Source organism: Thermocrispum municipale DSM 44069 (assembly GCF_000427825.1).
Classification (GTDB): domain Bacteria; phylum Actinomycetota; class Actinomycetes; order Mycobacteriales; family Pseudonocardiaceae; genus Thermocrispum; species Thermocrispum municipale.
Genome location: NZ_KE386593.1, coordinates 148532 through 160557 on the forward strand (window position 1 = coordinate 148532; position 12026 = coordinate 160557).

Annotated in this window: 11 protein-coding genes and 1 tRNA gene; 5 read left to right on the forward strand and 7 right to left on the reverse strand. The window is 67.6% G+C overall.

Features of this window, described 5'->3' with window-relative positions; translation table 11 throughout:
- Positions 1-2 precede the first annotated feature (2 nt).
- Complete coding sequence (locus YWM_RS0116095; RefSeq protein ID WP_028851563.1) at positions 3-614, reverse strand: TetR/AcrR family transcriptional regulator; 612 nt, start codon at positions 612-614, stop codon at positions 3-5.
- Positions 615-664: 50 nt separating this feature from the next.
- The gene (locus YWM_RS0116100) at positions 665-1699 is read right to left on the reverse strand and encodes a metallophosphoesterase (protein WP_028851564.1); all 1035 of its coding nucleotides are present in this window, start codon (positions 1697-1699) and stop codon (positions 665-667) included.
- 123 nt (positions 1700-1822) lie between these two features.
- Here YWM_RS0116100 and YWM_RS0116105 point away from each other — a divergent pair, with 123 nt between their 5' ends.
- Positions 1823-3313 (forward strand): aldehyde dehydrogenase family protein, encoded by a 1491-nt coding sequence (locus YWM_RS0116105; RefSeq protein WP_028851565.1) that lies wholly within the window; start codon positions 1823-1825, stop codon positions 3311-3313.
- Between the two features lies 1 nt (position 3314).
- Here the strand turns inward: YWM_RS0116105 and YWM_RS0116110 are convergent, their stop codons facing one another.
- The 3 genes from YWM_RS0116110 to YWM_RS24085 all read right to left on the reverse strand — a co-directional run bounded on the left by YWM_RS0116110 (position 3315) and on the right by YWM_RS24085 (position 6562).
- Positions 3315-4982 (reverse strand): amidohydrolase family protein, encoded by a 1668-nt coding sequence (locus tag YWM_RS0116110; protein WP_028851566.1) that lies wholly within the window; start codon positions 4980-4982, stop codon positions 3315-3317.
- A gap of 111 nt (positions 4983-5093) precedes the next feature.
- Positions 5094-6014, reverse strand: a complete 921-nt coding sequence (locus YWM_RS0116115; protein ID WP_028851567.1) for a TauD/TfdA dioxygenase family protein — start codon at positions 6012-6014, stop codon at positions 5094-5096.
- A gap of 92 nt (positions 6015-6106) precedes the next feature.
- Complete coding sequence (locus YWM_RS24085) at positions 6107-6562, reverse strand: SRPBCC family protein (RefSeq protein WP_084612463.1); 456 nt, start codon at positions 6560-6562, stop codon at positions 6107-6109.
- A 121-nt stretch (positions 6563-6683) separates the two neighbouring features.
- Here YWM_RS24085 and YWM_RS0116125 point away from each other — a divergent pair.
- Positions 6684-6759 (forward strand) — tRNA-Lys (locus YWM_RS0116125).
- 207 nt (positions 6760-6966) lie between these two features.
- The gene (locus tag YWM_RS27080; protein ID WP_084612464.1) at positions 6967-8391 is read left to right on the forward strand and encodes a DUF2510 domain-containing protein; all 1425 of its coding nucleotides are present in this window, start codon (positions 6967-6969) and stop codon (positions 8389-8391) included.
- On the opposite strand, the gene YWM_RS27200 is transcribed toward YWM_RS27080, so the two are convergent.
- Positions 8351-8812 carry a LysR substrate-binding domain-containing protein gene (locus YWM_RS27200; RefSeq protein WP_169721002.1) on the reverse strand — a complete coding sequence of 154 codons (462 nt, stop codon included), beginning with the start codon at positions 8810-8812 and terminating at the stop codon, positions 8351-8353. The genes YWM_RS27080 and YWM_RS27200 overlap by 41 nt on opposite strands.
- Before the next feature lie 257 nt (positions 8813-9069).
- Between YWM_RS27200 and YWM_RS0116140 the strand changes: the two genes are divergently transcribed.
- Positions 9070-10086: a hypothetical protein gene (locus YWM_RS0116140; protein ID WP_028851570.1), complete on the forward strand. Its 1017-nt coding sequence runs from the start codon at positions 9070-9072 to the stop codon at positions 10084-10086.
- A gap of 78 nt (positions 10087-10164) precedes the next feature.
- On the opposite strand, the gene YWM_RS0116145 is transcribed toward YWM_RS0116140, so the two are convergent.
- Positions 10165-10611 carry a GtrA family protein gene (locus YWM_RS0116145; protein ID WP_028851571.1) on the reverse strand — a complete coding sequence of 149 codons (447 nt, stop codon included), beginning with the start codon at positions 10609-10611 and terminating at the stop codon, positions 10165-10167.
- Positions 10612-10654: 43 nt separating this feature from the next.
- On the opposite strand from YWM_RS0116145, the gene dprE1 reads away from it, so the two are divergent.
- The gene (gene dprE1, locus YWM_RS0116150; protein ID WP_028851572.1) at positions 10655-12016 is read left to right on the forward strand and encodes a decaprenylphosphoryl-beta-D-ribose oxidase; all 1362 of its coding nucleotides are present in this window, start codon (positions 10655-10657) and stop codon (positions 12014-12016) included.
- The last annotated feature ends 10 nt before the right edge of the window (positions 12017-12026 follow it).

Genomic DNA, 12026 nt, shown 5'->3' on the forward strand with positions numbered 1-12026 from the left:
CCTCACGCGCTCTGGGGGACCTCCTGCTCGGCGAAGGCCACAAGCTGTTCGACGTAAAGATCCAGCACGGCGAGGGTCGCGCTGGTGTCCCGGTCGACGATCCACGCAAGCGTCACGCCGTCGACGGCGCTCTGCACCTTGCGGGCCAGGACGTCGAGCGGGACGGTCCAGCGGACACCGGCTGCCTGGGCCACGGCGGCCAAGAAAGCTCGCGCGTACTCCAGATGTAGCTCGTACTGTCGACGCGCAACGCCCGCCAACGCCGGATTTCGCAACGCGTACTGGGTCAGTTCGTAGGTCAGCTGATGCTCCGCGGGGAACTGCTCGACGCGGGCCCAGTACTCGCGCAGCGCGGCGCGCACCATCTCCTCGAACCCGAGCTGCGGATCCACCGAGTCCAACACCGCCCGCAGATGCCGCTCGTGCAGCGTCTCGATGACCCGCAGCAGCATGTCTTCCTTGGACTTGAAGCAGTAGTGGAACAGGCCGAGGTGGACGCCCGCTTCGGTGACGATGGCCCGGGTGGTCGCCTTGGCGATGCCGTCCCGGGCCATCACGGTGATGGCCGCGTCGACGAGCTCTCGACGCCGCACGTCGACCGGCACCCTGGACATGCGCACTACGCTACGCAGCCGCTCGACCGAGTCAAGCGTCCAAGACGCCGTCAGGCCAGCTGCCGTTGGAAGGCCAACTCGGCGTGCTGGGCCGACGGGTCGACGGTGTAGACGCGCAGGCCGACCGAGCTGCTGGTGATGTCCAGCAGCATGAAGCCGAGGGTGTCGAACCGCTGGAAGTACGCCTCGTTGGTGCCACCGCCGTGGCTCGAGGTCTTGCCCGCCGCGCCGCTGACGACCTGGATCGTGCCCTTGGTGGCGGGCGTCGGCTTGAGCACCTGCAGCGTGTGGTCGTGGCCGGCCAGCATGAACTGCGCGCGGCCGAGCACGACGTCGTCGAAGAACTTCTTCACATAGGCGCCGTTGGCGTGCGGCAGCAGTGCGGGCACACCGTCGTAGGCGCCGGCGTTGCCGTGCGAACCGTTGCTCAGATACGGGTAGTGGTTGCAGACGAACTTCCATTTGGCCCGCGAGTTGGCCAGGCCGTTCTCCAGCCACTCTCGCTGTTTACGCATGTAGGGGCCGTAGGGCGCCCAGTAGAGCAGTTTCGGCAGGTACGCGGTGAGCGGGTTGAGGTCGAGCACGAAGAACTCCGCGACCGGATCGTCCTCGGGCAGCGCCACCGAGTAGTACCGCGACGGCATCCACCAGCGCGGCGAGCGTTCGTGATAGCCGACCTCGTTGTTGCCGCGCAACAGCCAGCTGCCGTCGCCGGGGATCAGCAGGCTGTTGTCGTGGTTGCCCAGCGCCATGAGCCACGGCACGTCCAGCCCGGCGTTGGGTCGCTCGAACTTCTCGGCGAATTCGTCGTCGTCCGGGGTCTCCGGGCCGTTTTCGTAGATGTTGTCGCCCAGGCCCAGCGCCAGGGAGAGCCGTTCCTCGGCGAGCACTCGACGAGCAGCTTCGGTGACCGCGTACTGCGAAGCCGATCCGGTTCCGGCGTCCCCGGTGACCAGCACGGTCAGTTCCGATGTGGTCGGGAACGGGAATTTGGTGACCGTGTCGGCGCGCGCCACGCCGGGCACCAGCAGAGCCCCCGCGGCGGCGGCACCGACGAGCGCGCTGCGCCTGCTGAACTCAGTCATCACAGACCTCCGGTGGACGATGGCGGAATCTTGCTATGCGCAGCGGCCCCGGTCCAGTACCCGCCGCGTTGACTTGGTCAGTTGTCCGAGTCAAGATGGACCTCCCGTCACCAGGGAGGTCTCATGTCGCTCACGGCATCCCACGCCACCGAGGTACTGGAATCGTTCAACCCGGCCACGGGCGAGGTCGTCGGCACATATCCGGTGCACGACGAGCAGGCGGTGCAGGATGCCGTTGCGCGGGCGCGCGAGGCGGCGCGCTGGTGGTCCGGGCTCGGCTACGACGAGCGGAAGAACAGACTGCTGGCGTGGAAGCGCGTCATCGTGCGACGCATCGACGAGCTGGCCCGGCTGATGCACTCCGAGACGGGCAAGCCTGCCGATGACGCGCGCCTGGAGACCATCGGCGCGATCGAGCACATCGACTGGGCGGCCAAGAACGCGCGCAAGGTGCTGGGTCCGCGCAAGGTGCGGCCCGGGGCGTTGGCGATGAACCTCGCCGCCAGCGTGCAGTACCAGCCGCTGGGCGTGGTGGGCGTGATCGGCCCGTGGAACTACCCGATCCTCACCCCGGTCGGCTCGATCGCGTACGCCCTGGCTGCCGGGAACACCGTGGTGTTCAAGCCGAGCGAGCACTCGCCGGGTGTGGGCACGTGGATCGCCGACACGTTCGCCGAGGCGGTGCCGGAGCAGCCTGTGCTGCAAGTGATCACCGGGTTCGGGCCGACCGGTGCGGCGCTGTGCCGCAGCGGCGTGGACAAGCTGGCGTTCACCGGGTCGACGGCGACCGGCAAGAAGGTCATGGCCGCGTGTGCGGAGACGCTGACCCCGGTGATCGTCGAAGCAGGCGGCAAGGACGCGGTCATCGTGGCCGACGACGCCGACATCGAGGCGGCCGCGGAGGCTGTGGCGTTCGGCGCCATGGGCAACGCCGGGCAGACGTGTGTGGGCATCGAGCGTGCCTACGTCACCGAGCGGGTCTTTGACGCGTTCGTGGACCGGGTCGCCAAGATCGCCGCGGAGATCAAGGTGGGCGCGCAGGAGGACGCGCAGCTCGGCCCGATCACCATGCCGAGCCAGGTGGAGGTCATCCGCAAGCACATCACCGATGCGGTCGAACGCGGCGGCAAGGCCGTGGTCGGCGGGCCGGAGTCGGTGCGGCCGCCGTTCGTGCACCCGGTGGTGCTGACCGACGTGCCGGAGGACTCCGAGTCGATGACCGAGGAGACGTTCGGTCCGACCATCACCATCAACCGGGTCCGTGATCTCGACGAGGCGGTGGAGAAGGCCAACGCCACCCGCTACGGCCTGGGCTCGGCGGTCTACACCGGGTCGAAGGAGAAGGCCATGGACATCGCCGCGCGGCTGCGCAGCGGCATGACCTCGATCAACTCGGTGCAGACGTTCGCGATGGTCGGCGCGCTGCCGTTCGGCGGGCGCGGCGACTCCGGCTTCGGGCGGATTCACGGCCCCGACGGCCTGCGGGAGTTCGCCGCGGCCAAGTCGATCGCGCGGCAGAAGTACCGCATGCCGCTGCCGCTGCTGTCGTTCGCGCGCAGGCCGCGACACATGAAGCTGGTCATGCGCCTGGTGCGGCTGCTGCACGGCCGGTGAGTCAGCGGCCCTGCGCCCGTTCCCACATCTGCAGGTAGGCCTCGGCGCCGTTGACCATGTCGGCGACGAACTCCTCGGCGTCCTCGCCTGCTTCCAGCCGCACGGCCTCCAGCCAGTCCGGCGTGAGGCCTTCGTGGGCGAGACCGTCGGCGTTGAAGTCCCAGGTCTTGTCGCCCCAGACCTGCTTGTCCAGCTTGGCCTTGCCGTCGTAGGAGGTGAACGGGTACTCGATCTGCGGGCTTTCCCCCGCCTTGGGCAGGCTCAGGTGCAGGCCGTTCTGGTCGAGCCCGAAGCCGAAGCCGAACTGGTAGCGCTCGTCGGCGGCGGCCTTGACCTTGCGCCAGATGTCGACGGTGTGGCCGTGCGGCTCGACGATCGGCGTGATCATGCCGCCGAGCTTGGTCACGCGCTCGTAGTAGCCCTGGTCCGTCCAGTCGTGCGCGGAGATGACCGCGCTGTAGTTGTTCTCCTCGAGCACCTTCAGCGTCTCGTCGGCGGCCTTGACGCTCTGGTGGTCCAGCTCGACGATCATGCCGCGCTCCATCATCCCTTCCAGGGCGTGTTTGCCCAGGTCGGTCAGGCCGAGTTTGTTGCAGTGCGGCGCTTTCGGGTAGATCGGCAGCGTGACCGGGTCGACCACGCCGGCGAGTTTGCTCCACAGCAGTGCGAGCACGCCGGCGTCGGCGGGCGGGATGGTGTTGTCGTGGTGCGGGCCCGTGCAGGTCTCGGCTTGCCAGAACTGGCCGGTGGTCACGAAGTTGCCGAGGTTCACCACCAGGCCGTTGGTGCCGGAGTCGAACCGGACACCGCACAGCGCGTTGTCGTACTTGTGGCAGAGGAACATGCTGCGCACGCCGAGGTCGTAGACCTCGTCCAGCCCGCGGTCGATGTCTTCCTCGGTGCACTGGGGCTTGCCGAGGTAGCGCGAGCAACCGAACGGCTCGGAGGTCTCGATACCCAGGACGACGGCCATCTTGCCCTGCGCGATGACCTCGCGGGCGTGCTGCGGGCTGTCGACGATGCGGTACCAGCCCTTGCCGGGGCCGCCTGACTTCTCGTCGACGTAGGCCTCGAAGGCGCGGGCTTCCTCGGCTTGGGCGCGGATGGCATCCATCTCGTCGCACGAGGCGCGGCGCGGCGTGTAGATCAGGCAGAGGCCGCGGTTGGTGACCAGGTGGTCGACGTAAAGCCGAACGCCGGCACGCCAGGCGCGTTCGATGCCCTTGTAGTAGGTGGCGTTGTGGGTGGCCGAGTCGGGCCGCGGCCAGTCCTGGAACGTTGGCCAGCCGGTCGTGCTGTGCGGGGTCAACAGCGCTTGGCCGCTGGCCAGCTGCTCGAACCACGCCGGGATGCCCGCGGGCGAGTGCTCCGGGCAGTCGACCATCGCCTTGGTGATGCCCTCGACGTCGAACGTCTTGCCGCAGAACGGTCCTTGCCCGAAGCCCTTGTACGACCAGTGGTGGTTGTGCGACTGGAACAGCCCGCGTACCGGCTTGCCCGCCTCGTTGTCGTCGAACGCGAAGCCTTCGACGTTGACCTCGGCCTCGGGCTGATCGCTCGCGGTCGCCGTCGGCTGGGTCGCCGGGCTGAGGTTCAGGGCACCGACGACCGCAGCGGTGAAGGTGAGCGCGGCGGCGATACGAATGCGGGCGGTCAGACGTACGGACACGGGGCACCTCGCAGCTCCGGCAGCCGAACAGGGAAACGTGAGATTAGTTCACGATTTCTCCGGCCGCCAGGGCTGCGGAAGAAGAACCCACCTTTCGTCGTATTGCCGGAGTCAGGCCACCGCGGAGAAGTGCGCGGCATCGCCGATGCGCGGCGTACTGCGGACGCCGTCGACACTCACCGGGACGTCGCCGGCGATCGTGACCCGGTGCAGGCGGCGCGGCTCGTCGTAGTCCGCGACGCCGTAGTGCTGCGTCGAGCGGTTGTCCCAGACCGCGACGTCTCCCGGTTGCCAGGTCCAGCGCACGGTGTTTTCGAGCTGAGCCACGCGGGCCTGCAGCAGCTCGAAGATCGCCGAGGACTCGGCGGTGGTCAGGCCGACCAGGCGCTTGACGAAGCAGCCCAGCAGAAGGGCGCGCTCGCCCGTTTCGGGATGCACGCGGACCACGGGGTGTTCGGTTTCGTAGACGTCCTGGCGGAATTCCTCGGTGTAGGCCTGCTCCTTGACGTCGATGCCACCGATGCGGATCTGGTCGACGTGCGAGACGTAGTCGTAGCGGTTGGTGTGCACCGCCCAGAGCTTGTCGGCGAGCGCTTTCAGCGACGGCGGCAGGTTGTTGTAGGCGGTGACGGTGTTGGCCCACGTGGTGTTGCCGCCGTAGCTGGGCAGCGTGACCGGGCGCAGGACGCTGATCGCCGGGATGCGGTCGACGAACGTGACATCGGTATGCCAGGCGTTCGCTTTCCCGTGCTCGGCGTCGATCGCCAGCACGTGGCCTTGCCCCGCGCTGCGGACCGTCGGATGCGGTCGAGTCAGCGGCCCGAGCAGGCGGGCGAAGGCCTGCTGGCCGGCGTCGTCGAGGTGGTGCTGGTCGCGGAAGAAGATGACCTTGCGCTCGAGCAGCGTCTGGCGGATGAACGCGACGGTGTCCGGATCGAGGTCGCCGCCAAGACGCACGCCCTCGATCCGGGCACCGATGTTCGCGCCCAGCTTGTGCGCGGTGATTGCGGTCGCTGCTGTGGGCGCGGCCATCGAGACTCCTCCCAGCGGTCGGCACGTGCGCCCAACGCTAGACATCTCACCGCGCTATGGAAGTGGTATCCATATTGTGGAATGCTCTGGCGTCAGCCCAGGTGTCGTTTCGCCGCGCCGAAGATCTCGTTGAACGTGCGGGCGAAGGTCCCCTTGGTCAACTGGGCCACGAACTTCCCACCGGCGCTGGGTGGCAGGTCGAACGCGCACTCCCACCGCGCCCGCGATCCGTCCTCCGTCGGCGTCACCGTGATCAGGCCGCCCAGGTGCTGCATCGGCGGGAACGAACGGACGATCTGATACCCGTAGCGGTACGGCCGCTCGCACTCGACGATGTCCTCACGGAACCACGCACCGAGCGCCAGGACCTCGCGCCGCGCACCCTTGCCCCACACATAGTCCTCGCCGTCGCGGGTCCGCCGCACACGCAACACAGCTTTCGCGTACATGAGGTTGTTGCCGTCGGTGACCCAGTCGAAAACTGCCTCCGGCGAGGCCTTGAAGTCCCGCTCGACAGACAGCGCAACCATGGGATCTGCAGCGCTCATCGAATCCCCCTCTCGAATCGAGACCCCAGGCCGGGAGCGTACGCGCCCAGCATGAAGATCGCACCCCAACAGCCGGTACGCTCACAACACGCGCGGCCGGCACCGGTACGCTGAGCGGCGAGGGTCGTTAGCTCAATTGGTAGAGCTGCGGACTTTTAATCCGTAGGTTCCGGGTTCGAGCCCCGGGCGACCCACCAAAACCCCAGGTCAGAGACCTACGACTCCCCGTCGGTCTCGTCAACTGCACCTTTACTGCCCCTAAATTCGCCACACCATAGGTGCGGTGACAGCATCGGTACCCAGCCCTTCGGTTGCCGCCCCACCCGTTCTTCCTCGCGGCGTGCGCGAACGGCAGCCTTGGTTACGCTGAGCCGACTGGGAGCGCGCAGACGAAGGGTGGCCCGATGCAACCGCAACCCGGCTGGTACCCGGACCCGACGGGCAGGAACCAGCTCCGCTACTGGGACGGCGGGCAGTGGACGACGAGCATCGCCAACAACGGCGTAGTGGGCGACGAAACTCAGCCAAACCAAAGCCATCCGATGGCCGGCAACATGCCCGCGCAGCAGCAAGCACCGGCACAGGCCGGCTATACCTACCAGGCTCAGCAGCAAGCACCCACGCAACCCGGTAACCCATACGCCCAGCAACAACCGTCGCAGCAGGGGCCGGGCGGCCAACACACACCGCACCCCTCGGCGGGCGGCCAACACACACCGCATCCCTCGGCGAGTAGTCAGCACGCCCAACAACCTGCGCCCGGCGGTCAATACACGCCTCAGCCGCAGCCCACCTCGGGCGGCCAATACCCGCAGCAGCAACCACCCGGCCAGCACGCCCCACACCAACCAGCGCCGGGCCCGTACACACCCCAACCACAGCAGCCGTCGACCGGCAACCAACACACAACCCAGCCGCCGCAGCCGTCGACGGGGAACCAAACCGCACCACAGCAGCCAGAAGCGCCGGGCAACGCCTACGCCCCGCAACAGCAGCAGGGCAGCGCCTTCGCGCGGCAGTCTGACGCAGCGCCCCCACGGCAGGCCACCGTCGGTCCGCACGAGAATGCCCCGCACGGGCCGATCGTCCAGCTCTCGCAGCCCATCCAGAACATCACGCAGCAGCCGATCGACCAAAACGCTCTGCACGGAATCTTGGCCGAGGCAGGCGTTCAGCCCCGTTCGGGAGACGGCACGCGCACCGGCGAACCGGTCCTCGTGGTGGAGCAAACGTCCATGGACGCCACCTCCGGCTACCGGTACGACATCTACTCCTCCAGCGGCCAGCTGCTCGGCATCTGCGTCGAGGACGTCACCCCGATCTCGACCGACGCCTCATGGGGCGCGATGGTGCAGCACAACGCTGCCGATCGCATGGAAATCTGCGATCCACAGGGCAATGTCGCGGAGCAGTTCACTCACCGCAAAGAGAAGGGCAAGAGCGCCGTCAGTCTGAACGAACTGACCGGGACCGTCTTCGGCGAGGTCAAGCAGGAGAACGTCCTCGGCAAACTCCGCCTGTCGCTCACCGGGAGAACCGGCCCCGCTCCCGACCTCCACCCACTGGGCCAACTGCAGGCAACAGACATGAAGGCGTCCCGGTTCGCCATCAACGACGCCGCCGGCACCCAGATCGGCCAGATGATCAAGATCGGCAGATACGCCAAGTGGCGCCCGCTCATTCGCGATGCCAAAGCGCACGGCCTTTACGTCGTCGAGCTGACAGCACAGCAGCCCTACGTGCTGGCCAGCATGATCTCCGTCCTGCCGGTCGTCGTGGACCTCGTCCTCAACCCGAATCCAGCCGGCTACCGGTCGTTGGGGCGCTAGGTCTCTGTCTCACCGACCCGCTGCGCTGCCCAGCCAGCTCTCCAGCCCGCACCCGCACCAACTGCTGGACGATCAACGCCGCGCGCGACGGCTGACTGTCCGCACGCTGCGTCAAACACAGCCGCACCGGCTCCGCCGCCCGTAACGGAATCCAGCGCAAATCGGGAATGTCGGCCGACGTGTCGAAATGCGCGAGGACACCGACTCCCGCGCCATGCCCGACCATGACCTTCACCGTGCGCGCCGACATCGCCTGCACCACCACGTTCGGGCTCGCCACGTTGCGATGCAGCATCTCCCACAGCACCGTGCCCGCGCGCATCGTCACGACGGGTCGACCCTCCAGGTCGTCCCACGACACCGAATCCTTCTCCGCCAGCGGGTGGTCGACCCGCGCGCACACCCCGAGTGGGCTCGACACCAGCGGGATCCGCCGCAACCCCGGCGAGCTGCGTCAGGGCCTGGAGTGGATCCGTCAACTCCTGGCGGGCGACCCGAACACGGCGAGCCCACTGCTGGTCGCCGCACTGCCCGACACCGCGTCGGTGCGACGCAAGCTGGTGGCATTGCGCGACGAGGCCCGCAAGGAACTCTGATCGGACCCACCGAACGGGTGCACTATTTAGACACTTTGTCTGTTTTGGTAATAATCCGTTCGGCGGCCACGACTACGCGGCCGTGAGAAAGATCCGCGCACTGAGCGTCGTCACCTGCAGCCTGCTCGTCCTCGGCTCGGCGCCCGCGCAGCCGGCCATGGCCGACTACGCCACCGAGGCTCACGACAAGTTCGCCGGGCGGTCACGCACCTACCTGGCGTACAAGGACGACACCGGCTCGATCTTCGAAGTCCGGTTCACCGCATCGCAGCCCGGCGAGCAGCGACGGCTGCGCGGCCAGCTCGAACTCATCGCCCCGAAATCCATCTCCGACGACATGGTGGTCGCCCGGCACGCGATCAAGTGCGGGCCGGCGCAGGTCAACGTCGAGGAGTACGAGCAGGTCTACGGCGTCCGCAACATCCTGCGCGGACAGACCTACATCCAGAAACCGCGCTGGACGTACACGGCACCGGAGCCGGGCGAGTACCGCTGCTTCCTGTGGCTGGGCACCGGGCGTCCCCGCCCGTCGGGCAAGAAGACCTCGTCGAACATCCTCAAAGTCGGCTGGAAGTCCCACCTGGAAGCCACCGAGCCGCTGAACCCGGCGTCGGCCCAGTCCTTCGACCCGAACGTTCCCTCGCGCCGGCTGATCAAAGGCAAGGCCGCCGACGAGAACGTGCTCACTTGGACCGCACCCGCATCGGTCACCAGCTTCAGCGCCTCCGGTGACACTTACCTCACCACCTGCACGGCCGTCTCCGGCAGCACCGACCCGGTCACCGGCAAACGCTTGTGCGAGGGCTACGCGAAGCTGTACGGCAGCGACATCAACACCCGGCTCGTGGTCGGCCAGCTCCGCTCGGACGGCTCCGGCTACTGCGCGCTGCATTACTCCCCGAGCAAGAGCGGGCGAAAGACCCACATCAACCGGGACATCCACCATGTCGTGCTGAACCACTCGAAGGCGATCCCGGTGAAGACCGGGAGCGGCTGCGGACGAACATTCCGGATCAAGGTCCTGGTCAAGAACGTCGCCGGCGCCGCAATCGTCGTGCACCGGCAAGGCACGCTCACGTCGGCCATCCCACCGAAGTAGCAGGCTGGACCGACTCGCAAGCAGCGCTCCAGCAGGTCGACGTAGCCGCCGGCGGCATCGTGCGCACGAACCCCTCGGCTATTCCGCCGAACGAGCGGGCTCCTCGTGCTTCTCCCGGAACACCACCAGCTTGAGCATCACGAAGTTGATGGTGGTGGCCGCACCCTGGGAGATCACCCAGGCCAGCGTGCTCTGCCAGGCGGCCTCCGGCAGCACCAGCAGCATCAGCCGGTTCACGCCGACGGCGATGAAGAACGTGGTGCCGTACAGCAGGATGAAGCTGCTCACCTGCCGCAAGCCACCGGTCGCGTTGAACGTGAAGCGCTTGTTGAGCACGTACGCGGTGGTGGTGCCGATGACGAAGCTGATCGCCCGCGCCAAGTCGACCCACCCCGGACCGTCCATCCCGATGGCCCGCAGCAGCTGGTACGAGCCGTAGTCGAGCAGCGCGCAGAAGCCACCGACCAGCACGAACCGGAGCAACTGACCCCTCAGTCGCTCTTTGCCCGGAACCGCCAGTGCCACGTCGTGCAGTCTAGGCCGCGCCGCTTCACTACCCTTGGCGGGCGTGGAGTCCACACAACGCACGCCGCTGAAAGGCTGGGCGCGCACCGCACCGACGGTGGCCCAGGTCGTCCCCGCGGAGAACCCGGACGTGGTGATCGAAGCGGTCAAGCAAGCCGGCCCGCGCGGCGTCATCGCCCGTGGCCTCGGCCGCAGCTACGGCGACCCGGCGCAGAACGCGGGCGGCGTCGTGGTGGACATGAGCAGGCTCAACCGCATCCACTCCATCGACGCCGGCTCCGGTCACGTCGTGCTGGATGCCGGCGTCAGCCTGGACACGTTGATGCGCACCGCGCTGCCGTTCGGCCTGTGGGTCCCGGTGCTGCCCGGCACCCGGCAGGTGACCATCGGCGGCGCCATCGCGTCGGACATCCACGGCAAGAACCACCACTCGGCGGGCAGCTTCGGCAACCACGTGGTGTCGATGGAGCTGCTCACTGCGGACGGCACGGTCCGCACGCTCACCCCGGACGGCCCGGACGCCGACCTGTTCTGGGCGACCGTCGGCGGCATGGGCCTGACCGGGATCATCCTGCAGGCCACCGTAGCCATGACGCACACCGAGACCGCCTACTTCATCGCCGACACCGACCGCACCGAGAACCTGGACGAGACGATCGCGCTGTTCTCCGACGGTTCGGACGACACCTACGACTACTCGTCGGCGTGGTTCGACTCGATGTCGACCGACCACCGGCTCGGCCGTGCCGCGTTCGGCCGCGGATCCCTGGCCACGCTCGACCAGCTGCCCAAGAAGCTGCGCCGAGACCCGTTGAAGTTCGACGCGCCACAACTGTTCACATTGCCGGACATCTTCCCGCCCGGGCTGGCCAACAAGCTGACGTTCAGCGCGATCGGTGAGCTGTACTACCGCAAGACCCCGAAGCGCGGGCGCGGCCTGATCCAGAACTTGACGCAGTTCTACCACCCGCTGGATCTGTTCGGGGAGTGGAACCGCGCCTACGGCCCGCACGGCTTCCTGCAGTACCAGTTCATCGTGCCGTTCGGCCAGGAGGACGAGCTGCGCGCGATCGTGCGGACCATCGCCGAGTCCGGCCACGTGTCGTTCCTCAACGTGTTCAAACGCTTCGGCGAGGGCAACCGAGCGCCGCTGTCGTTCCCGATGCCGGGCTGGACGATCACCGTCGACTTCCCGATCAAGGACGGGCTGGACCGGCTGTGCGCCGAGCTGGACGAGCGGGTGCTGGGCATGGGTGGCAGGCTCTATTTGGCCAAGGACTCCCGCCTGTCGCCGGAGACGTTCGCCAAGATGTATCCGCGGCTCGAGCAGTGGCGCAAGGTCCGCAACGCCGTGGACCCGGACGGCGTGTTCATGTCCGACCAGGCCCGCAGGCTCGGCCTGTAAGACCCACCAT